At 45.7% G+C, this 22,187-nt stretch carries 25 protein-coding genes; 8 read left to right on the top strand and 17 right to left on the bottom strand.

The window, feature by feature from the left end; translation table 11 throughout:
• Position 1: 1 nt before the first annotated feature.
• On the bottom strand, positions 2 to 370 hold the full coding sequence (locus AC1DP6_RS27825) for a VOC family protein (protein WP_477057793.1): 369 nt from the start codon (positions 368 to 370) through the stop codon (positions 2 to 4).
• Positions 371 to 462: 92 nt separating this feature from the next.
• Here AC1DP6_RS27825 and AC1DP6_RS27820 point away from each other — a divergent pair, with 92 nt between their 5' ends.
• Positions 463 to 1,293, top strand: coding sequence for a helix-turn-helix domain-containing protein (locus tag AC1DP6_RS27820; protein ID WP_477057792.1), 831 nt, complete (start codon positions 463 to 465; stop codon positions 1,291 to 1,293).
• An 18-nt stretch (positions 1,294 to 1,311) separates the two neighbouring features.
• Here the strand turns inward: AC1DP6_RS27820 and AC1DP6_RS27815 are convergent, their stop codons facing one another.
• Positions 1,312 to 3,726 carry an ABC transporter permease gene (locus AC1DP6_RS27815; protein WP_477057791.1) on the bottom strand — a complete coding sequence of 805 codons (2,415 nt, stop codon included), beginning with the start codon at positions 3,724 to 3,726 and terminating at the stop codon, positions 1,312 to 1,314.
• Positions 3,727 to 4,003: 277 nt separating this feature from the next.
• Between AC1DP6_RS27815 and AC1DP6_RS27810 the strand changes: the two genes are divergently transcribed.
• On the top strand, positions 4,004 to 4,846 hold the full coding sequence (locus AC1DP6_RS27810; RefSeq protein WP_477057790.1) for a universal stress protein: 843 nt from the start codon (positions 4,004 to 4,006) through the stop codon (positions 4,844 to 4,846).
• A 40-nt stretch (positions 4,847 to 4,886) separates the two neighbouring features.
• Here AC1DP6_RS27810 and AC1DP6_RS27805 read toward each other — a convergent pair whose 3' ends face one another.
• From AC1DP6_RS27805 to AC1DP6_RS27785, 5 genes are all read right to left on the bottom strand, one after another.
• Complete coding sequence (locus AC1DP6_RS27805; RefSeq protein ID WP_441576673.1) at positions 4,887 to 5,501, bottom strand: response regulator; 615 nt, start codon at positions 5,499 to 5,501, stop codon at positions 4,887 to 4,889.
• 124 nt (positions 5,502 to 5,625) lie between these two features.
• Complete coding sequence (locus AC1DP6_RS27800; protein ID WP_477057789.1) at positions 5,626 to 6,840, bottom strand: lanthionine synthetase C family protein; 1,215 nt, start codon at positions 6,838 to 6,840, stop codon at positions 5,626 to 5,628.
• Positions 6,841 to 6,937: 97 nt separating this feature from the next.
• Positions 6,938 to 7,126 (bottom strand): hypothetical protein, encoded by a 189-nt coding sequence (locus AC1DP6_RS27795; protein ID WP_477023962.1) that lies wholly within the window; start codon positions 7,124 to 7,126, stop codon positions 6,938 to 6,940.
• Positions 7,127 to 7,158: 32 nt separating this feature from the next.
• Positions 7,159 to 7,335 (bottom strand): hypothetical protein, encoded by a 177-nt coding sequence (locus AC1DP6_RS27790; protein WP_477057788.1) that lies wholly within the window; start codon positions 7,333 to 7,335, stop codon positions 7,159 to 7,161.
• A gap of 11 nt (positions 7,336 to 7,346) precedes the next feature.
• Entirely contained in the window at positions 7,347 to 7,508 is a 162-nt protein-coding gene (locus tag AC1DP6_RS27785) for a hypothetical protein (protein ID WP_441576669.1), read from the bottom strand.
• Between the two features lie 256 nt (positions 7,509 to 7,764).
• Between AC1DP6_RS27785 and AC1DP6_RS27780 the strand changes: the two genes are divergently transcribed.
• Entirely contained in the window at positions 7,765 to 10,893 is a 3,129-nt protein-coding gene (locus AC1DP6_RS27780; RefSeq protein WP_477057787.1) for a lantibiotic dehydratase, read from the top strand.
• 14 nt (positions 10,894 to 10,907) lie between these two features.
• Here AC1DP6_RS27780 and AC1DP6_RS27775 read toward each other — a convergent pair whose 3' ends face one another.
• The 3 genes from AC1DP6_RS27775 to AC1DP6_RS27765 form a co-directional block, all read right to left on the bottom strand.
• Complete coding sequence (locus AC1DP6_RS27775; protein WP_477057786.1) at positions 10,908 to 12,104, bottom strand: cytochrome-c peroxidase; 1,197 nt, start codon at positions 12,102 to 12,104, stop codon at positions 10,908 to 10,910.
• A gap of 337 nt (positions 12,105 to 12,441) precedes the next feature.
• A complete protein-coding gene (locus AC1DP6_RS27770) occupies positions 12,442 to 13,185 on the bottom strand; it encodes a hypothetical protein (protein WP_477057785.1) in 744 nt (247 codons plus the stop codon).
• Positions 13,186 to 13,538: 353 nt separating this feature from the next.
• The gene (locus AC1DP6_RS27765) at positions 13,539 to 14,096 is read right to left on the bottom strand and encodes a lipocalin family protein (RefSeq protein WP_477023966.1); all 558 of its coding nucleotides are present in this window, start codon (positions 14,094 to 14,096) and stop codon (positions 13,539 to 13,541) included.
• A gap of 19 nt (positions 14,097 to 14,115) precedes the next feature.
• Here AC1DP6_RS27765 and AC1DP6_RS27760 point away from each other — a divergent pair, with 19 nt between their 5' ends.
• The 4 genes from AC1DP6_RS27760 to AC1DP6_RS27745 are packed head-to-tail and all read left to right on the top strand — an operon-like array spanning position 14,116 to position 15,454.
• Positions 14,116 to 14,556, top strand: a complete 441-nt coding sequence (locus tag AC1DP6_RS27760) for a helix-turn-helix domain-containing protein (RefSeq protein WP_477057813.1) — start codon at positions 14,116 to 14,118, stop codon at positions 14,554 to 14,556.
• A gap of 28 nt (positions 14,557 to 14,584) precedes the next feature.
• Positions 14,585 to 14,800, top strand: a complete 216-nt coding sequence (locus AC1DP6_RS27755; protein WP_477057784.1) for a helix-turn-helix domain-containing protein — start codon at positions 14,585 to 14,587, stop codon at positions 14,798 to 14,800.
• A 12-nt stretch (positions 14,801 to 14,812) separates the two neighbouring features.
• On the top strand, positions 14,813 to 15,034 hold the full coding sequence (locus tag AC1DP6_RS27750; RefSeq protein WP_477057783.1) for a helix-turn-helix domain-containing protein: 222 nt from the start codon (positions 14,813 to 14,815) through the stop codon (positions 15,032 to 15,034).
• A gap of 36 nt (positions 15,035 to 15,070) precedes the next feature.
• Complete coding sequence (locus tag AC1DP6_RS27745) at positions 15,071 to 15,454, top strand: VanZ family protein (RefSeq protein ID WP_477057782.1); 384 nt, start codon at positions 15,071 to 15,073, stop codon at positions 15,452 to 15,454.
• Here AC1DP6_RS27745 and AC1DP6_RS27740 read toward each other — a convergent pair.
• The gene (locus AC1DP6_RS27740; RefSeq protein WP_477057781.1) at positions 15,435 to 15,845 is read right to left on the bottom strand and encodes a VOC family protein; all 411 of its coding nucleotides are present in this window, start codon (positions 15,843 to 15,845) and stop codon (positions 15,435 to 15,437) included. The genes AC1DP6_RS27745 and AC1DP6_RS27740 overlap by 20 nt on opposite strands.
• 181 nt (positions 15,846 to 16,026) lie before the next feature.
• Here AC1DP6_RS27740 and AC1DP6_RS27735 point away from each other — a divergent pair, with 181 nt between their 5' ends.
• The gene (locus tag AC1DP6_RS27735) at positions 16,027 to 16,656 is read left to right on the top strand and encodes a VOC family protein (RefSeq protein WP_477057780.1); all 630 of its coding nucleotides are present in this window, start codon (positions 16,027 to 16,029) and stop codon (positions 16,654 to 16,656) included.
• 5 nt (positions 16,657 to 16,661) lie between these two features.
• Here the strand turns inward: AC1DP6_RS27735 and AC1DP6_RS27730 are convergent, their stop codons facing one another.
• The 6 genes from AC1DP6_RS27730 to AC1DP6_RS27705 all read right to left on the bottom strand — a co-directional run bounded on the left by AC1DP6_RS27730 (position 16,662) and on the right by AC1DP6_RS27705 (position 22,166).
• Complete coding sequence (locus AC1DP6_RS27730) at positions 16,662 to 17,111, bottom strand: DinB family protein (protein WP_477057779.1); 450 nt, start codon at positions 17,109 to 17,111, stop codon at positions 16,662 to 16,664.
• A 109-nt stretch (positions 17,112 to 17,220) separates the two neighbouring features.
• Positions 17,221 to 18,039 carry an RNA polymerase sigma factor gene (locus tag AC1DP6_RS27725; RefSeq protein WP_477057778.1) on the bottom strand — a complete coding sequence of 273 codons (819 nt, stop codon included), beginning with the start codon at positions 18,037 to 18,039 and terminating at the stop codon, positions 17,221 to 17,223.
• A 140-nt stretch (positions 18,040 to 18,179) separates the two neighbouring features.
• A complete protein-coding gene (locus tag AC1DP6_RS27720; protein ID WP_477057777.1) occupies positions 18,180 to 19,049 on the bottom strand; it encodes a polysaccharide lyase in 870 nt (289 codons plus the stop codon).
• A 44-nt stretch (positions 19,050 to 19,093) separates the two neighbouring features.
• Positions 19,094 to 20,722, bottom strand: a complete 1,629-nt coding sequence (locus AC1DP6_RS27715) for a glycosyl hydrolase family 18 protein (RefSeq protein WP_477057776.1) — start codon at positions 20,720 to 20,722, stop codon at positions 19,094 to 19,096.
• A 125-nt stretch (positions 20,723 to 20,847) separates the two neighbouring features.
• Positions 20,848 to 21,474 (bottom strand): CatA-like O-acetyltransferase, encoded by a 627-nt coding sequence (locus AC1DP6_RS27710; protein WP_477057775.1) that lies wholly within the window; start codon positions 21,472 to 21,474, stop codon positions 20,848 to 20,850.
• Positions 21,471 to 22,166, bottom strand: a complete 696-nt coding sequence (locus AC1DP6_RS27705; RefSeq protein WP_477057774.1) for an HAD family hydrolase — start codon at positions 22,164 to 22,166, stop codon at positions 21,471 to 21,473. Before AC1DP6_RS27705 ends, AC1DP6_RS27710 begins: the two co-directional genes overlap by 4 nt.
• Between the last annotated feature and the right edge of the window lie 21 nt (positions 22,167 to 22,187).

Genomic DNA, 22,187 nt, shown 5'->3' with positions numbered 1-22,187 from the left:
GTTATTGATGTTGTAAGCCTATTCTGTTGCCGTCTATATCTTTGAACATGCCTACATAGCCGGCACCTTCTCCCAGGAAAGTTTTTTCCATCAGCACCTGTCCTCCTGCAGCATCTACGCGACGGAGTATTTCATGGAGGTCTTTACCACCATCCAGGTAAATAAGTATGCCCGTTGCTGCCGGCTTGTAGTCAGCTCCCTGCACCAAAGCCCCGCTGTTGTAAGTATCTTCTGTAGGGAACAATGCGTATTGCAGTCCGTTCATCTCCATCTGGCTAAATTTAAGCGCGTTAAAAATAGTGCTGTAAAACGCAGTAGCCCTGCCGATGTCGGCAACGGGGATTTCTACCCAATTGATCAAATGTTTCATGATGCGGTGTTTTAAAACAAAATTGGTGCATCGGCAGGAGATAAAATTGTAAAAAACGGAAGTACCCCGTACTTTTGTTAAAAGGCAGGAACATGCATCTCCGCTGCTACGCCATACACCCCTTATTAAAAGAATATATCCTGCGGATATTTCTACTGGAACACGACAGCAATTTAAAAGAAGAAGATTTAAAGCTCATTGTCCCTAATGGCTTGCCGAAAATCGTTATTCCATTCAGCAATGGTATCAGCAGTATTATCAATGGTGTTCATCAGTGTTCCGGAGAAAAAAAGCTTACGCTGATCGGGAATTCAGAGGTGTATTCTCACGTGTCACAGACCTACGACAGCGGCTTTCAGACTATCGGTATAGAGTTCAGCCCCAGGGGCGCATATCGCTTTTTCCGTTTTGACTTGCAGGAAATTGCCAATTGCGCCATGACATTTGACACCGTTTTTGGTAGCCAAACAAATGAATTGCAGGAGAAAATCAATGATGCGGAAACGGTGGATATCTGCATCCATACCCTACAGGAATTTCTTCTTAAAAATCTGGATATAACGGCAGAAGATCCGCTGATTTCCTGCCTCGTAGAACAGATCATGCAAAAGCAGGGAATGTTATCGGTAGGTCAACTCGAAAAAATATCCGGTTATAGTAGTCGTTGGCTGCGTATGAAATTTCTTCAGAAAGTAGGCATCTCTCCGAAAGCATTTACGTCTGTTATCCGGTTCCAGCAGTTTTATAGCATCTATACCCAGCAGGCGGATATCCGGCAATTATCAAAGGAGTTCTATCATTACTATTACGACCAGTCTCATTTCATAAAAGATTTCAGAAAATATACCGGCTTGCCACCCGGCAAATTTCATCAACAGGAAAATGAGTATGGGAGAATATTTTATAAAAACAGGCCCTTCTGATATAAGGGCCTGTTTCATTTATTCTGATTTTAATGATCTTACCGGATTCATAGTAGCTGCTTTCAACGCCAGGAAACCTACAGTGAGCAAGGCAATCATCACAGCCGCCAGTCCTGCCAGCCCAAACGTCCACCAATGGATATTTACGCGGTAGGCAAAGCCATCCAGCCAGCGATGCATGCCCCACCAGCCTAACGGAGTAGCTATCACAATAGCGATTAATACCAGCTTGATAAAGTCGCCGGATAACAATCCTACGATATTGGTAACAGAGGCGCCCAGTACTTTACGGATACCTATTTCTTTGAGTCTTTTTTCGGTAGAATAAGTAGCCAGGCCAAATAAACCCAGACAAGCAATAAAGATGGTCAGACTGCCGAAAGCACCGAATATTTGTCCGAAGCGCACGTCCTGCTGATATTGCTCGTTAAATGCCTGGTCCAGGAAGTTATAGCGGAAAGGCCGCTGCGGCTCCATCACCGCCCAGGTATGTTCCAGCTCCGCGATAGTTTTCGATAAATGATCGGACTTGATACGCAGCGATATTTTATTCTTTGAATCATATGGCGCCATCCTCAGCGTCAGCGGTTCTACTCTTTTATGTAACGACTGATAGTTGAAATCCTTTACCACACCAACGATGGTGCCTTTACGGCCCCATTGCTCATAATTTTTCCCGATAATATCTTCCGGATTAGCATAACCATATAGTTTGGCTGCCGCTTCGTTGATCACCATGGAATGTGCTGTATCTGCCGGAAAATCGCGGGAATAAGCCCTGCCAGCCGCCATCTTCATTTCATAGGCGCCAAAGAAATCATAATCTACTTCATATATCGCGGGGTCAAATTGTTTCATTTCACCACTGGGAGCAGCGATGCTGGTACCCGCATTCGGGAAGAAATCACCCGGCACGGCCCTGGAGGCCGTGATATGCTGGACTGCAGGATTATTAGCTAATGTAGCTTTCACCGCTTCTATGTTCTTATTTACGATTTCATCGCCACCATAATCGATCACCAGCATCTGGTCCTGCCGGAAGCCCAGGTTCTGGGAACGCAGGTGATCCAGTTGGGAAAATACGATAGCAGTACAGGCAATCAGCGCAATAGAAAGACTGAACTGGAATACCACCAACCCTTTCCTTAACTGTATTCCTTTAGTGGAAGATTCAAACTTGCCTTTTAACACCAGTGCGGGCTTGAAGCGGGCCAGTACCCAGGCAGGGTAAATACCTGCCGGCAAACCCACCAAAAACGGCGTTAAAGCAAGCATCACACCCATCTTCCAGGTCAGCAGGTCCGTATAAGGCAGGTGCTTGCCTGACAGCTCTCTTACCAGCGGTAATAACAGCAACACCATCGCAAATGCCAGCACGGTGGCTAACGCGGCAATCAATACCGCCTCTGTCAGGTATTGAAAGATAAGCCCCTGTTGATATGCGCCTACCGCCTTACGTACGCCTATTTCTTTGGCCCTTTCCATAGAGCGGGCAGTAGTGAGATTGATAAAGTTAATACCGGCGATAAACAGGATAAAAGCGGCTACCAGCGAAAATATATATACGTTCGCCAAACTGCCGGTAGGACCCGGCTGCCGCCCTGCCTCAGAATGCAGATATGCATTCTTTAATGGCTCAAATGCAATGGTATAGGAATCAATCGATCCCTGCGGATTATATCGTTTTAAAAATGCCGGCACTTTGGCCTGCATCGCCGCTATATTGGTATGCTCCGGTACCAGGAAATAAGTGTAGAAGTCTACATATCCCCACCAATCAAAGATTTCCGGCCTGATTTTCCGGAAGGTACTCATAGATATCAACGCAGAAAACGTAAAATGAGAATTGGTGGGTATATCTTCCATTACGCCTGACACCATCAGGGATACGCCATCTGCTTTAAATACCTCTCCGATGGGGTTAGTATTGCCAAAATACTTCTCTGCCATGGTTTTGGTGAGCACAATAGTGTAGGGGTTCTTCAATGCCGTTTCCCGGTTACCATACAACAGCTTCCAGCTGAAGATGTCGAAAGTCGCAGAATCCGCAAACATCATATTAGCTTCCTGGAAACGTTTGTCGCCATGTTCCACCAATAAGCTGACCGGACTGGTAAACTGCGTCATTTTGGTGATTTCCGGGAAGTCGGCCTTCAGTGCCGGTCCTACTGGTGCACAGCCCCATACCTGGTACTCTGCCGGAGCCGGTGGAGGAGCATCCTTTTGTCCATTCGGGTTGCGGAATGCCTGCAGTACGCGGTAAATTTCATTATAATTTTTATGATAATGGTCGTAAGACAACTCATCCTTTACATACAAAACGATGAGGACACAGCAGGCGATACCAACCGTTAAGCCGGTAATATTGATCAAAGAGTAAACTTTGCTCCTGGAAAGACTGCGCCACGCGATCTTGAGGTAATTTCTGATCATGAATGGTATGATTTCAACGATACAAGTGATAAATGTACGCTTCGGGGAGCCAAAAAAAATGCCACTTAGGAGAATGTAGTACCATGGCGGGAAAGCAGACGGGACAACCAGGCCGGAATGTTCAATTACGGACACTTTCAGTGCATAAATGAACAGCAAATTGCCTTGATTTCCTGTTGCCGGAATAACTATTTCCGAACATCCACCCTTTAATTTTGTTTACCCATTAACTGGCAGGAAATTAGCGGCTCCTCCATAGGCACCAAAACTAACACACATGAAAACAATGCTGATACTGACCGACTTCTCTGAAAATGCGTTCCGCGCGGCCGAATACGCTGCCGAGATGGCCGGTCCTTTGCGGATAAAACGGATCCTTTTATACCATGCCTATCAAACCATTATCGGGGGCACCGATTTGCCGATAGGAAATTCTCAGAGCAGCCAGGATATTTATGTAGAAAGTATCTCTCAACTGGCGCTGGTACAGGACCGCCTGAAATCATTGGTAAAAGACATCCAGGTTGATCTGCTGGCAGAAGATACTTCTTTGCCGGCCTATATCGGCGACTTATGTAAAGCGGAAGAGGTAGACCTGGTGGTGATGGGGGTATCCGGCAAATCCGGTTTCGAAAAATTATTGCTGGGCAGCACCACTTCCATGATGATAGAAGAAAGTAATGTGCCGGTATTAATAGTTCCCAAAGACACGATTATCGGGCGAGGCATAAAATCTGTAGTATTTACAACTGACCTGAAAGATCATACTGTCATCCCGGTGCATCAGCTCTATGAAATACTGGATGCTTTTCCGGTGCCCGTGCGGGTATTGAATGTAGAGAAAGCATCAAAAGATCTCTATTCAGAAGAGGCGAGAGATACGATTGCCAGTTTACATAATATTTTTGAAAAGTGCAGTGCTACGTTTGACTATATCAATGAAGATGATACAGTAGATGGTATTCTTTCGTATTCCAATCAGCACCACGCTTCTATGATCATCGTAGTTCCCCGGAAGACGGGATTCCTGGCATCGCTTTTTAAGAGCAGCATTTCCAAAAAACTGGCATATGATTCCAATATCCCGTTGTTGTCTTTACCTCCGGCGCCAGTGAAATAAAACCATCAGCTCCGGTGTAAGCCGGAGCTGATGATCTGACTTAAATCAGTACTTTATTATCTACAGCACATTTGATCAGCATAGCGGTATTACGCGCATTGAATTTGCCGAGCAAATTACGCCGGTGACTATCTACTGTATCTGAACTAATGAACAGCTTTTCTGCTATTTCGTGATTGGTATGGCCGTTGGCAATGAGCCATAGTACTTCCTTTTCCCGCTTGGTAATATGCAAATGCAGCACACTGTCTCCTTTCAGGGCTTGTTTTAATTCTGCAGAGAGATAGGTCCTCCCGGAATAAACATCGTGAATGGCCTGCAGTAATTCTTCTTTATCGGCATTTTTCATCAGGCATCCGCTGGCGCCACTATCCAGCATACTGGCAATGCCGCTGTCGTTTTTATGATAACTTAATCCCAGCACGGCCACTTCAGGATATCGCTTCTTTATGCTGGCGCAAAGTTCGGCGCCGCTGATATCGGGCAATAGGGTATCGAGTAAAACAACATCTGCGGTATGCTGATCTAAAAAATGAAGACAGGAGATACCGTTCCTGGTTTCGCCTGCCAACTGAATATCTGCTTCCATGCTGAGCAGGGATCGTAACCCCTCTAAGATCAATGGGTGATCATCAACAAAATATAAACGGATCATGGTTTTTCTGTTTGCTGTAACGTCTGTATGCTATGGCATAATGATTTGGGTGAACAACTTAACTGCTCATTTACTATGCATGTAAGATAGTAAAAATAATCTGTGTATCAAGGACAAGACAAGTTTAAACTATCAGCATACACGCCCCCCAGGCAGGTTTTATTTCAGTGTCCGCAAAGCTGATCAGCGACAGCCCTATTCCGGCAATTCCTTCGAGCACATTATGGCTGATGATATAATCGGGATGATGATAAAATTTAAAGCCTGCGGGCCCATCGGACCAGGTATTCATTTGCAGGGTTGTTTGCAGCCAGCTCCGGGAAGCATTCAGCAAAGCAGTATCATTGGCGGCTAATCCTGCCTGTTGCAATATGTGTGCAATACCGGCGCTGCCATGGCATAGACAGGCATCATTTACCGCTCCGTTTTTCGCATTCCGGTGACTGCTGATATGCTGGAACATCCGAAGGGCTTCCTGCTGGTAATCATTTCTTTCCAGTCGTTTGCCAGTATTCCAGAGCATAGTCGCAATACCARGGTCTCCGTAGCACCAGCCCAGCCGGCTATGGGCTTCTCCCATTACCCGATTGTTGGCATCTACTAATACCGGGTATAGCGATTGTTCTGCCACATCGGATTTATTGCGGGTGCCCATCAACCATTGTATGCTTCTTTCTATAAGGGACAACGCGGTTTCCCTGGCGATGCCTTTTTCATAACATCTTGCCAGTATATCAATAATAGCAGGATTGCCATGTGCCAGGCCCAGGTTAAACAGGTGCTGATCCTCGTATTCCTGGCTTTTACTGGAGAAGTGATCTCTCCAGGCAATACCGCCAGGCACTGGGATAGCTGTTTTCTCCAGGTGATGCACCAGGCTTTCCAGTTGTGTAACTGCTGTTGGTGCGGGGAGTCTTGCCAGGAAATAAAGCGCAGAACCCAATCCCTGATGCAGGAAATCGTTCTTGCCTTCCTTTAGCTCTGCTGCCATGAAATCGCCTATCAATACATCAATATCGGTAAAGGTATCGGCTGCATCATCGGCTTCAATGAAGCCCATATCTGTCAGGTGCTGAATACACCAGGCTACGCCTGCGATACCGCTGCAGTGGGAACCATTCATCGGCTCTTCTGATAATGCCTGCAGGCATTTTTCTATAATTTCATATACTTTATCCAGGTGTTCTTCCTTGCCGGTGAGCAGGTAATAATATGCATAAAACAAGGCTACGCCGGTATAGCCACCTAATAATCCGGTGTTGGTATCTTCTGTTGTAAACCTGTCCAGTTCCGTGCAGATCCTTTGCAGGACTAATAATGCTTCTTCCTTATGATCCATAAACCGAATTGACTTTATAAAACATGTAATGGCAAAACATGCATTGCTTACGCATACATGTTTTGCCATACAGTCAGTTGCTAATAAAAAATATCAATCAGTAGCGGCAAGAATCTACACTACAAATAGGAGCACCCTGGCTCATATTGTCAGTGCAAATACGAAAGGAGCAAATGATGGAACAAGTTCCGGCAGTTGCTGCCATTTGTTGTTGGTGTGATGCCGCAGAAAGACTGGCTACTTTTATTTTACCCAGACTTAATTTTTTTTCTGATAGCTTTTTCATAAACTAATTTTAAGCGGGACAGTAAATTAAAATCAGAAAATACAAGAGTCCACACTGCAAACAGGGGCACCCTGGCTCAGGCAACTGATTTTCACGCTTGGCACGCAACCAAGTGATAGCATAAACCCTTCTGCAGTAACATTTACTTTACTGAGGTCAGCTACTTTTATTTTACCCAAACTTAATTTCTTTTCAGATAATTTTTTCATCATCTATCAGTTTAGAAACAAGGATCTTTTGAAATTGGAGGTGTACATTTTGCCATCAGGCTGCAACCGGTGTAAGTTGGTCTGAACGCGTCTCCTTGTTCCAGACTGCTGATGCTTAATTTGGCTACTTTCAATTTACCGAGGGCAAGTTTTTTAACAGGTGTTTTTCTCATAATGCAAATTTATGTGGTTGAAAAATTAAAGACTAAATGTTTGGCAGGTCTCTAAAATAGGGCATTTAAAAAATACAGGTTTTACATCGTTATCATTACAGGATGATCGTAAATGTAGGTAGAAACTGAGAAAAGTAGACTCACGGAAAAGCGTGATTTTTCGAAAAACATGTTTAAACACAAATTTTACCGGTTTTCCGTGATGTGAGGTTGCAGCAGAAACCGTTACCTTCAGCGACTAATGTTGACCTTGGCCATGATTAGAGCTGAAAATTTTTATGTGGTGAGAACACCACTACTACCGGTGAATGTAGCCACAGAATTAAACCATATTACCAACGCCACGCTCGCTGCTGTTATAAAAGAAACTTTCCGGGACCAATATCTGCAGGAAGCCATTTATATTGCTTCTCCTGAACTATACCAGGAGCTCCAAAAGTGGTTAGAGGATGCTTCCGTGAACGAAAAAGATAATTACAAACTCGCTGCTGCTTTATACCGGTACCTGTTGCGGATGAGTACCCGCTGTACGCCCTATGGCCTCTTTGCCGGTTGCGCTACAGGCGATCCCGCAGATCATACCGACATCCGGCTGAATAATAAAGCCGAGCATAAAAAGCACTGCCGCCTGGACATGAACTATGTAGCAGAGCTGGCAGTAGCTATCACCGCTGTACCCGAAATAACAGAACAACTGCTTTATTATCCCAACAACTCTTTATACGCCACGGGTAATCAGTATCGCTATGCGGCATACACCATTAAGAATAAATTCCGTAATTATTACCTGACCGCTGTTAATCAAAGTCCTTACCTGGACAAAATGCTGCATACTGCCGCCCCGGGAGCAACGTTAAAGGATATACGTAACAGCATTGTTAGTGAAGCCGATGAGATCAGCGAAGAAGAAGCGGCTGAATTCACTGCGGAACTACTGCAGAACCAGCTGCTGGTAAGTGAACTGGAACCGACCGTTACCGGGGAAGAATTTTTTGTGCATCTCAACCACCGGTTAAGACATTTCTCCTACACGGAAGAATTTACCACTCCCCTTTCGCGTATACAAACTATTTTACAGGATCAGCGATCCGGCATCGACAAATATACTGCCACGCACGCGTTGGTGAAATCCATGATCCCCAATACCAGCAGCAAGGATCTGGTACAAACGGATCTTTTCCTGTCTACCGGCAGCAATACATTGAGCCATACGGTCATCAATGAATTGTCTGCACAAATCGGACAACTGTGGAAACTGGCGCCTATCAACAAAAACGCGGATCTTCAAAGTTTCTGTCAGGCGTTCCAGCAACGATACGAAGAACAGGAAGTACCGCTGAGCATTGCATTGGACACCGAAGCCGGTATTGGTTACGGCTCACACAGCAACGGCAATACGGATCATACGCCACTGGTAGATGACATACACGCCGCACCAGGTGGGCAAACCAACAGCAGCCCCCGTAGCAAAATGCAGGAATTCCAGCTACAGCAACTGCATCAGTGCCTGCGCGACAGTAAAAAAGTCATCAACATCACCAAAGAACAACTGGATACGCTGAAAGACAAAGAAGTACCTGCGTTGCCGGACAGCCTGTATCTCATGGGTAGCATCCTAAGCAATAGCGCCGCCGCCATCGACAATGGCAACTACCTCTTTGATATGAACGGCTGCAGCGGCCCATCGGCGGCTAACCTGCTGGGAAGATTCTGTCATGGTGATGAAAAGCTGGCCACCAAAGTAAAGGAATGTCTTGCTGCGGAAGAAGCCAATGATCCGGAGAAAATTTACGCAGAAGTAATACACCTGCCGGAATCCAGAACCGGCAATATCCTGATGCGTCCCCGCCTCCGGGAATACGAAATTGTGTACCTGGCGAATAGTCTTACCCCGGAAGCATTCCAGATACACCTCTCCGACCTGATGGTGAGCGTACAACGTGGTAAAGTGGTGTTGCGCTCCAAAAAGCTGAACAAAATCATTATACCCCGGATGAGTACCGCTCATAACTATCGTAACGGTTTGCCGGTATATAAATTCCTGTGTGACTTACAAAGCCAGGACTATCATACCGGAATCGCCTGGCAATGGCAGCTTCCGGGTGAAGTATCTTTTCTTCCCAGGATACAATACGGACATATCATTCTCAGTAAAAGCACCTGGACATTAAACAAAAAAAACTGGCCGGCACTAGCCAATGCTACAGCGGCGCAGTATATGGGTATTTTTCAGGAGATAAAAGCACAACTGGACCTCCCCCGTTATGTGGTCATCACAGAAGGTGACAATGAACTGCCGGCAGATCTGGAAAATGAAGTGGCTGTTCACCTGCTGATGACACAACTGATCAAAAAAGAACAAGTCACCCTGCAGGAATTCCTCCATACACCCGATAACTGCTGGATAGAAGGACCCGAAGGGAAACATACCAATGAATTTATTATCCCACTGAGGTATATCTCTCCCGAAAAAAATAAAAAAGAACAACTGCTCATCACTACCGCGATAACGGACATGCCTGTACGCCAATTTGTTACCGGCAGTGAATGGCTGTATGTAAAGCTTTACGCAGGCACCCGCAGCGCAGAAAATATCCTGAAAGAAATCATACTGCCACTGACCCGGCAGCTCATGCAGGAGAACATCATCGACAAATGGTTTTTTATCCGGTATAATGATCCGGAAAATCATCTTCGCATCCGCTTCCATCATGGCGAACGCAAAGATTTCTGGAAGGTAGTACTGGAAAGACTATACGATGCACTGGGAGATGCACCCAATAGCGTTTACCGCCTGCAAACAGATACCTACGAAAGGGAAATAGAACGCTATGGCGCCGGCACCATGACTTTCAGTGAAGACTTCTTCCACTACGACAGCGAAAGCATACTAAACATACTGAACCTGCTGGAAGAGGAAGAAGGCGAAAATTATCGCTGGCTCCTGGCCCTGCGGGGAGTAGATACCCTGCTGAATGATTTTGGGTATGCACTACCGGAAAAATTCGCCTTGCTTAAAAGGCTGCAGGCAGGTTTCTATGAAGAATTTGGTGGCGGCAAGCCCCTGCTCCTACAGCTAAACGATAAATATCGTGAAGAGATGCGCAAAGTAAGCAGCATCCTGGATCCCTCGCAGGATGCTGCCAATGGTATTGAAGAAGCCACCGCTTTTCTCGCTGCCCGCTCTCAGCAAATAAAACAACGCCTGGTCGGAGTAAACATCGAACAGCGGAACGATTTGCTGGGCAGTTATATTCATATGCATCTCAACAGGATGTTATTATCCAACCAGCGCAAACACGAACTGGTGATCTATCATTTCCTGAGCAGGTACTATGAATCATTGATGGCCATCGCTAAAAAACAGCTTAAAGCGGTATTATAAAAACATTCAAATCATCACTTTTTAAACGGATCCGAATACTTCACATCTTTTATCAGCTCTTCATCTGTGAGTGTTTTCAAAAAGGCAATTACATTGCTTTGATCTGTGGCGCTCATCCGTGAACCACCAACACGCAACTGTGTCCCCAGGGCGGGATTACGTTTAACACTGGAAGCATAATGATTCAGCACCTGCTCCAGCGTAGTAAAACGCCCGTCATGCATATAGGGAGCAGTTAACGCTACATTCCTCAAACTCGGAATTTTGAAAGTACCCTGGTCCTGTGGCTGATGGGTGATTTCTCCGAACCCTTTATCGGTATAATTTTCTTCCAGTCCATTATTAGAACCCAGGCCTGTGTTAACACCGGTATTATCCACTATCAGGAAAGTAGTTTTTTGACCGATGGAAGCGGTGCCGAGGTCACTGTGGCATTCTGTGCAGAAGCCGTGCTGCATGGTATGCAGCCCATCCAATTCGGCTGAGGTAAAATTGGCGAAGTTATTTTGTACGCCTTTATCATATTTTGAATTAAAGGAAACAATAGAACGCAGGAACTGCGACAATGCTTTCCCGATCTTATCCGAAGTGACATCCGTTGTGCCGAAAGCCGCTTTAAACAAAGCCGGGTAATAGGTAATTTCCTTCAATTTATTTTCCAGCGTAGCCAGATCGGGCATACCCATTTCTATATGATCGAGGATGGGCATGAGGGTTTGTGTTTCAATATCTGCAGCGCGGAAGTCCCAGAACATTTTCTTGTCTTTGAAGAAGCGGACATTTACTACCGGCATGGAATTACGCCTGGTTACTTTTCCATCAAATCCTTTGGACTGCGCTACTATATCAGTAAAAGCATTTGCCTGATGATGACAGGAAGCGCAGGCAATCGTGTTATTGATGGATAATGCTTTATCATAAAAAAGTACCCTGCCCAGTGTAGCGCCTTCATTGGTAATAGGATTGCTGGTGGGGGTATTATCCAACTGGGGATTGGCTTTCATAAAGGCCAATAACCAGGGGGGCATGTTGTTCCTGGTATTCACATAGTCGTATAGGGTAGCCGGTAAATTCAGCGGACTATTGCCATTGTCCTCCGTTCCCGGACCCGGTTGTTGAGGCGTAGTACTATCCTCTTTTTTGCAGGACAGGCTATTCACTGTCATCATCGTTGCTACAAATAATAAAATCAGGGAGCTTTTCAGATACATGTTTTGGGTTTTCTGTAATTACACCTGAAAAGAGCAATACCCTTATGCATCTCAATTACCCACACCATGTATTAACACTATGTTGATACTGGCAATGCCATGCTTAGCACCCGCTTAGTACCTATAGAAGTAGTGCAGGAGAGGTGGACTTGATGCGGGGATGACGTTCGGATGTATAACCGGGATGAAATTGAATCTGCAAATGGATGGAGGTGAAAAATAACCATAGTAGGGCTGCTGCAGTACCAGGGGGGAGCTGCGGAAAGAGATGTACTATTGAAAGGAAGCAGGTATAAAGCGTTTATTTATCAAAATATCTCCAGGGGCAAGGATCGCTTTATTCCAGTTGAATAAAAGATGGATATACGTGTGTGTAGGTAAGTTTGGGAAGCAATTTCGTGCGCTTTGGGTACGTACGTTTATTGGCAGATTTGGGTGCTTGTGGGGCTGCCACTGCAATAATATCGGCGGCCATGTATTGTCTGCTGCAAGATGGGCCGTCTTTGTATATCGCTCTTACCTGGAAAACCACTACCAGTGAACCCTCCCCCGGTACATCCAGTGAAACATTTGTTTCCTGGAAAGTGGTATCGGGGGCTATCATGAGCGTAACCGTTTCGCTACCCGCCACCTGGCGCGATCTAAAATTAATACGCGTTGCGATCACTTTAACTTCCAGCGCAGTAATACCTTTATACCCGTCGATGGTTTGTGCGGGAATATTTAATACTCCGTTAGGGAGAAGCCGGGGAGCCACCGGAAAGAAACGATCTACGCCGGTACGCTGATTGAAGCGGAAGCCTGTCAGGGCCTCGTGATGATCGCCGGCAGCAATGAGTAGCTTGTTCAGCCGATTGATGTGGGCGCCGTCACAATGGATATCCAGGTTGCTGTAGAAAGCATGACGGATAAAAGCACCTTTCCTGCTGGCGATGCCAAAGCGCCGGGATGCGCGACGGGTAGCAGCCGTTTGCTGCACGCTTTGCGGCATGGAGCGCAGGAAGTAGTTCCCATTGCGCTTATACCCAATGAGAGGGCCGAGTTTTCCCGTAAAGGGAAGGATAGACATTTGTTTTGCCATGAGAGATTATTTTGATTACTATAAATATAACATAATCCGGGGAACCAGTTTTCGGGACAGATTGAAGATTAACTAAAGGGAGTGTATGGCGTATTGTATAATATTCAAAGGCAGTGCACTAAGGATTTGAGAATGACAAACGGGAGTGTATGGGCCTTTAGAAAATATTGAAAACGGATATTCCCCCCATTATCAACCTGATCCATCACTAATTTATTTAGCATTTCATATAAATAGAAAAGCCCCAAACACTACTACAGCATAGCGTTCAAGACTTTTCTACATTATTCATTTGCTTTCTTCTACAAAAATACTAATATTTTTAGTAAAACCTAATTTATTTTTTTGACCTTTTATGCGTTCAGATCATGCTTTGTCCAGATGAGTGCATCGGTATCATAGCCGAGTTCTTCTGCCTGTTCGAGGAAACGTTTTTTAATTACCGGCGGAATGCTGGTGGTGCGGGATAAGATCCACATGTATTTCAGATTATTCCCTACCACTAACGCATGTTTATAATGTTTGTCAATATCAATGATGTTGTAACCTGCATAGAAGGGTCCGAAAAAAGACACTTTCAACCGGGCCACATCAGGTGTTTTTACAAACTTAGCGATGCCCGAACTTTCTTTCCAGAGCTGTTTTGCGGGACTGAATCCTTTGTTATCTACTTCCAGTTCTCCGTCATCGTTTAATGAATAAGTAGCAGTAACGTTCGTCAGATTGTGTTCAAACTTATAGTCCAGGCGGGCTATTTCATACCAGGTACCTACGTACCTTCTCACATCAAATGGCGATATTGCTGTTGCGCCCCTGGGAATAGACACTTTGCAGCTATTGTAGAGAATAATAGCCGCAGCAGCAGATACACCTGCTGTCACTGCAATAGCAAGAAGCTTTTTGTTATTCATAAATATCGAATTTTTGTCTATGTATGAATGCAAATACTCTGCCTTTAAGAAATCGCTGTGCTGTAAAGGGCGTAGAAATGAAGGTGTTAGCGAAGTTGTGGCGTTTCCGCTACAAATGGGGGAGATTTCAGCTCCGCTGTCAATTGCGCCAATGCATCCTGCGCAATACAGTTCTTCAGCCGTACCCAAGTACGGGTACATTATTTTTTTGTGTTTCAATGAACTTCCGGGGATGAAAGATGTAAAGGAGGATAAAATACTGAAGGATTTTGGCAAAAACCTGGAAAAGCTGAGGAGAGCAAAAAAGCTAAGCACGCGCGAGTTTGCTTATTTAGCGGATATTTCTCATAGTTCTGTAGGGAGGTTGGAAGCTGGAGAAACCAATCCAAGCATGACGACTTTGCTTAAGTTAGCGGAGGCGCTGACAGTAGATTTGAATACATTAGTGCTCAAAAAATAATTCTCACCAGTTCTCTTTTTCTATGAGTATGACAAGTTATAACAGAATTAAAGCAGCACTGGCTGATAGAAAAAAAACAGGTAAAGAATTAGCCAATCATCTTGGGATGTCAGAACAAATGGTGTCTAAATGGGTGACTAATACATCCCAGCCTTCCCTGGAAAACCTGTATAACATTGCTGAATATTTGAAAGTGAGTGTATGCCTCCTCCTGGTTACACCTGATAGGTATAAGGAAGATTAATTACAAATGTCCATGCCAGCAATAACAAAAGAAATACTCAAAGAATTCGGCTCACGCCTTAAGAATATAAGAGAGAAAAAAGGAATGACCTTATTAAACCTTGAGGTAAAAAATGGGGTCAATAACGGCGACATTTCAAAAATCGAAGGCGGTAAAATAAACCTCGCCTTTACTACACTTGCGAAACTGGCTTACGGATTGGAAATTAAAATGAGTGAACTTGTGGAGTTTTGATATAAAATTTTAAACACAATAAATATTTCAAACACTTTGAACAAACGATCTGTTTACATCACTCTTCTTATTATCATCCTGGCTTTCACCCTGTTTGAAGAGGTAAGACTAAGACCCTATCTCTTTAAGCATCATATTACCACCCTGTTCCTTGCGGATTCCCTTCCCAATTTCCTGGCGGTAGTGGTACTTTTCCTTGGCTACTCCATCATAAAATTTCCGCTTGATGAACGAAAAACAATCAGCACTATTGTTTCAGTTGTCGTAGGGCTTTCGCTGTATGAACTTTGCCAGTTGTGGATGCCGCAGCGGACTTTCGATATAAAAGACGTGGTGGCTTCTGTCTTAGGCGGAGCGTTCTCCTGGTTGATTTTCCGCATCGTGAACAAGTTAAAACCATCTACTCCTTCGGACAATTGAAGAGCCAATGCATACCATATCGATCGGTGAGCGCGCCATACCTGGCTCCCCATGGCATATCTGCTAACGGCTCCGTTATCTGACCTCCTACCCCAAGCTTTGAAAAGAAAGTATCCAACTCTTTTTCTGACTGGCAATTAATGCACAGCTGCACCGTATTTCCTTCTACACGTTTTACCCTGCTCAAGTCAGACGCCATAATCACCAAAGCGCCAGCGGTTAATGAGGAATGTAAAACCAGGTCCTTCATATGATCGGGCATTTGTGCCGCCATCATAGGCGATTCCGCGACGGTTTGCAGGAATAGCTCGCCGCCAAAACAATCTTTGTAGAAGGTCATGGCCTCGCGGCAATTGTTATCGAAGCTGAGGTACGGATTCAGTAATGCCATGGTGGGAACTTTTAATAAAACAAACTTACCCCTATTATTCGGAAGATACAGGGAGGAAAGGGGACATTGTAAGGGTATAACAGGCCAAATGCGATGCAAAGTCAGTACGATTTGTAATTCGTGCGTGTTTTTCTTAAATTAAGGTAGAAATGAGATGCATATTCCCTTAAAATCAGGTACTATGACAAGCAATACCGAATCCGCCCAGGTTTTTCCTACGCTGAAAGTCGATGATATCAACAATGCTATTGATTTTTACACGACCAAACTTGGCTTCTCCCTTAAATTCACCTGGGGCGATCCGCTTACCTATGCGGGTGTTACACTTGGTAAAGTAACGATACATCTGTCCAAAGACACGGACTATGTGAAAGGACACTCGGAGGTTAATTTTATTATCGATAATGCCGATGCACAATATGAATTTCACCGCGCCAAGGGCGTGGAAATAGTCACGCCTCTTGAAGACCAGGCGTATGGCATACGTGACTACACCATCAGAGATTTGTATGGCAACTATTTAGGATTCGGGCATTACATCTATAGCCAAGGACCTCCGATTAAAATAGAACGCGTGGAAGTACCGGTCCGGCTGGAAAAGCGACTGGCAGCCCTGTTGCAGGAACTTGCCGCACACAAAAACATGAGCATATCTGCCTGCCTGGAAGAAACGTTGTTACATACTTTTGAGCGTGTAGGCGATACCGTTGCCAGCCCGCATACCGTCAGTACCCTTAATTATATCCAGGAGCTAAAGAAAAAACATGGCATAGACTATGACACCCATGACGGCTATCGTTTTATAGAATAATACCGCTAACTATTAAACTGACGGAGATGGTGATCGGTATGCTTATACACCAGCTGTCCTACCTGTTCATGGGTCAGTTCTCCAAAAAATGCGTGTACAATGTTCGCATTGTTAGCAGGTCTATATTCCTGCAGCAGCGCAATCCATTTACTTTTTTCAGCGGCTACATTCCCGCTCGCCCCCTTCACTTTAAGCTGCGGGAGTGTAGGCACATTTCGCTTTATCAAACGATCATCTCCCACGAAATCCTTCAATGCCCATTTCCCAAACAAACGCCCCAGGAACGAACGTTTATAACGAATCTTACCTAACATCATCTGCTCATAAGTGGTACAATGTTTCAACATCTCATAAACATTCATTTTACCCCATTGGGGGGTGCTGTCTTCATGCAGCATATTGATTCTGCTAATCAATTCCTCCCGTGTGACGTTGTCAAATATTGTTTTCATCATGATTGGTGGTTTGTGCAAACTTTTAACAAACTTACGGTACAGGCAGCAATAAGCAGGGATGCAAATACGCCAACATAAGGGGGTATTTGAGTCAATTCGGTGCAGCGGATCAGGGGTTTGCATTGGCAGTACTATCCGACAAAGTACGGGCACTATCCCGCAGCATCAACCCGGTAGCGGCCGGCAGCAATACTGGTGGCGTCAACGCGGGCTCCCGGCGTTGCTGACGCAAATGCCATTGCCAGCTACCAGCCAGTAATAATAAAAAGATGGCGGCAGCGGCCACATATTTAAACCAGGATCGGGAAATCAGCGGCAACTGCATACGATGGATCTCCGGTGTTATAGCTTCGTTCTGTTCTACTTTCTGCATGATCTCCTGCCCCATTTCGTCTGCATTAAAATCGGCGTGTGCTGCAAACGCAGGATCTGTAAAAGCATTTTGTAATAACTGTGATAGTAGAATTTTGTTCTCCGGTAGCATGGCCATAGATCTGAACAGCCGCAGATCGGCTGCAGACAATGATCCGGTCATATATTGATTAAATAATGCTTCGAAGGTTGCTTCAGATATATGGGCTGGCAGATTTAAACGATTATCGCTGGTAGGCGCCACTCCCAGATGAAAGAAGAGGGTATCAAGGTTGTCGGTATGCAGCACTTTTTTACGCAGGTGATCCCTGATCAGCTTGCGGGCGCTTACATATATAAAGACAGCGGTGCTTTCTACTTCGGGCAGCTTTTCCCGGCTATTCCATAATTTCACGAAAATGTCCTGCGACAAGTCTTTAGCCTGTTCCGGCAAGCGGCTTAACCGAAGCGCGGTACCATAAATCTGTGGCCAGTATTGCTTAACGAGTGCCTGGAAGCTGCGCTCATCTCCTTTGGCTACGGAGAGCAATAATTCCTGTTCATTCGTGTGGCTCAAGGGTAGTATCTGTTATTCATACGGATAGTAAAGTATGAAAATAACACAACCGCAGCGATTTTGCAAAATGCATTTTCCACATCGTTTAAATAGCCATGCAGGAGAGGGTTTCTCTCCTGCATGGCTATTTAAAAAAGGCCTTAATTTATTTTATGTACGCTCAGATTATCATAATAGATGTATCCTACCGTGGAGGATTGCCAGTAAGTTTGGCTACCACCGCGGAACGTATGGAAAGTAACGCCGCGGATCAGCCGTTTGCTGTCGTTGGTGGTCCAGCGGATATCGCGGTCGAGTACCACCGTATTGTTGATAACAATTTGTGCGTGTCCGTTAGTGTTGCTGCCGGTATTGCTTTTAATATACAGGTGCACATGATAAGTAGTTCCTTTTTGGATGCTGCCGCTGGCGGGGTAAGAAAGACCGAAGTCGTCGCCATACTGCCCGGGCTGATCTTTATAGTACAGATAAGGCTGAAAATATACCCTGCCGGCATCGTTCTGATACCACATGAGTCTTAATGTACCGCCATTGCCATCCCAGGCGGGATCGCCGCCGGTATTACCATCTCCGATGGAAAAGCCAAAGCCTACTTTACCGCCCCGGCTCCAGTCGAACTGACTATGAAAACGGATATCATAATCCATTTCATAGGCGGCGCCGTCTTCCACATCGATGTTGGCCACTACTCCACCGGCTGCGGAAAGCGCGTTAGGGTTCAGTTGAATGCGCAGGTTGCCATTGGAATTGTATGCGCGGGATTCGTTCCAACCTGTTACATTGCCAAAATCGGTGTTGGCATTGGCGGTGGTGTAAGTGGTGCCATTGGTGTAGTTGTCCCAGTTTACTGACCAGGTACTGTTGATGTCGTTGACGGCTGCGAGGGCGTTGGGGCTGCTGTCTGCAGGGGTACCGGTGGTGTGCAGGTCTTTACGGCAGGAAACAACGCTGCTGCTGAGTAATAACAGCCATGCTGCTACTGCATAGCGTGAGAAACAAGTGGAATTCATGCTGATTTAATTGTGGGTGAAAAATTGGTTTATCATAGTGATGGTTACAGTACAATGATTTTTTTGGTATGGCGCTTATTATCGTGCAGCACTTCGAGGATATAGGCACCTGCAGGAATATTGCTGGTATTGACTTTAAAGCTGCGGGCATTGGGTTGCTGTACCATTACCGGCTGCATGTTAGTACCGATAACAGATGCTTTTACCGGCGCCTTGCTGTTATAGTCGCGGAGTGTAACCGTAAACGTAGTCCCGGCGTTAATAGGGTTAGGATACACCTGTATAGCAGTAGTGGTTTCTTCCACAGCGACGGTTTTGGTTGCAACGGTCATAGCAGTGGGGGCGGTAATAGCTGCCAGGGCGCTTCCTGTACCGTAGTTGAAGGATTCCYAGGTACCTGCGGTTGTTCTCCAGGAGCTCATGGCCTGTGCGCCGTTTTCTGAGCTGATATAACCACCGTTATTGCATTGCAGGGAGATGGTGCCGTTGGTGTTGCTGATCCAGGTAAACTTTTCCCAGTCCTGAAAAGTGGCACGGTTACACGTAATGGCTTGTGTGCCGTTTTCGGAAGATACGTACTTGTTCTGGCTGCGTAATGCGATTTTGCCGCCGCCTGCATCTACCACGGTAAACTGTTCCCAGCCCTGCGCAGTGGCGCGGTTACAGTTCATGGCCACGGTGCCGTTTTCGCCGCTTACGTACAGGTTGTTATTCCCGCGCAGCCAGATAGTTTGTCCGATGGGTGCGCTGCCGGGGTTGCCCGGGTTACCGGTTCTGGTCACCACCACTTCGTGGATAGCTGATACCAGGGAGTTGGCGCCGGTAACATCCTGCGATAATTCCCAGATCATGATACCACTGCCCTGATCGAAAGCCAGATTGGTTTTTTGTTTGATGGTAGTGATACCATTATAGCCAACGTTACCAAATATATCGGCATAGGGATTGGCTCCCCTCGCCAGCAGCTGGGCATAGGATTCCCAGGTAGGGTGGCCATAGAAAGGCACTCCCAGTACCGTTTTGGATGCAGGCAATCCGCGGCCACGCCAATAGTTTATTGATTGGGTAGCATAATTATAAGTGGAGTGGTCAAAGTCGTTGTAATCATACGCCATGAGGTTGTAAAAGTCCACGAGGGCGAAAGCGCTGCTCAGGATACTGGCGCCGTCGGTGCCCACGATAGCGCCGGTCAATAACTTACCCCGGTTATGCATCTCTGTGCTGAGCTGCGTCATCAGGGCAATGTAGTTGTTGGCAGACGCCCCGGCATTCGGATATTCCCAATCGATATCTACTCCATCCAGTCCGTACTGGTTGACGAAGTTGATCATATTGGTCACGAAATTATTCCGGTAGGTGCCGTTGGCGGCCAGGCTTTCGAAGGCGCCGTCGTCACCATTGTTCCACCCGCCTACAGAGATCATCACCTTTACATTGTTGGCATGTGCCGTGCTGACGAGACTCTGCAGCTTAGTGGGATTTTCGATGGCCTGCAGGCCACCGGTGTTGGTAGGTAACAGGAATGCATAGTTAATGTGGGTTAACTTGCTATACTGTACCTGGTTTACATTACCGGCCCAGGAAGGCATATAGCCAATGACACGGAACGGGGTTTGGGCAATCGTAGTGCAATAGCATACGAGTAGGATGGCTAACAATTTTAGCGTTTTCATGAGGGGTGGTTTTGGTTGAAAAATATACAGTACACCCAAATGTAAACGTTTGCATAAAAAAACGTTTACACCCCACTACGTCATTACTACGACATGATAAACTTTTCTTCCAAAACCATTGAAAATCAAATGCTATTCATTCGCTGTTGGAAAACTTCCAGGAACTGCCCTACATGAAATCCATCCATTAATGCATGATGTACATGTACCGAAACCGGCATCAACTTCCGATCTCCTTCTTCTCTCATCTTCCCAAAAGCTATTTTCGGGCAGCTATCTTTAAAGGAAAAACTACGGGCATGGGAAATAGATGTGAAATTGATCCAGGGCAGGGAAGAATAATGGATTACGTTTTCTCCCGATACCGCAGGCACCAGCCCGGTGCTGTTCCTTATCCGCTCCGTTTCTTTCTTACTATGTGCTTCAAACTCGCTGAAATCTTCGTAGTAGTCCATGTAGGCAAAACCGAACGTGCCATCCGGACGGTTAATGGTGGGCGACGCATGTACCTGGTCGTAGATCCATACCTCCCCATCCGTAATCCGGTAGCGGAAAGGTGTTACTTCATTGGCTGCGGCCAGTGACTTATGCAGATACAATAAGAAAAAGGAACTGCCTGTTGCCTTGGCCTGCTCGTAGGTGGCCGTGCAGTCGATGTCTGTACAAACACCAAAAAATGGTTCTTCAAAACGGCCAAAGAACTGAAAATGATCTTTTCTCGCCCAGGTGTTCAGGTCTAATAATTGTTTCATGCGATTAATTGAGGCAGGAGATCTGCCACTGTAGTAAATTGATAAAAACGGGGATCTTCTATGGTTGCATCCACATGTTCATGTGCCCAGGTGGTATGATACGGAATATGCACCGCATGGCCCCCGATGGCCAGCACCGGCATCACATCCGACTTCAGGGAGTTACCTATCATCAGGAATTCTTCCGGGCGGCAGTCCAGGTGCTTCAGCAATTTGGTATAATCGCTTTCCTTCTTGTCGCTCATGATTTCAATATGATGGAAATAATGCTCCAGGCCTGATTTTTTCAACTTCCGTTCCTGGTCCAGCAGATCACCCTTTGTAGCCACCACCAGCCGGTATTTGCCGGATAATGCCTGCAATACGGTTTCTATGCCGTCCAGCAATTCAATGGGCTTGTTCAGCATTTCCTGTCCGTATTGAATCACCTTATGGATGACTTCCGGCGGCGCTGTGTTTTCAGATACCCGCAACACCGTTTCTATCATGCATAGCATGAATGACTTAATACCATAGCCGTATAACGACAAATTGGCCATTTCCGTTTTAAATAATTCCTGCGACACGGTATGATGTGGCAGATAGTCTTCCAACAGACTGCAGAAACGGGCTTCTGTTTCCTGGAAGTAGGGCTCATTCACCCAAAGGGTGTCATCAGCATCGAAGGCAATTACGCTAATATGATTGATCATTGCTATTTTTACATTTTACGG

Source organism: Chitinophaga sp. 01L420 (assembly GCF_056399985.1).
The sequence above is the reverse complement of the archived record's forward strand: the minus strand, read 5'-3'. Positions and strand labels throughout refer to the sequence as shown.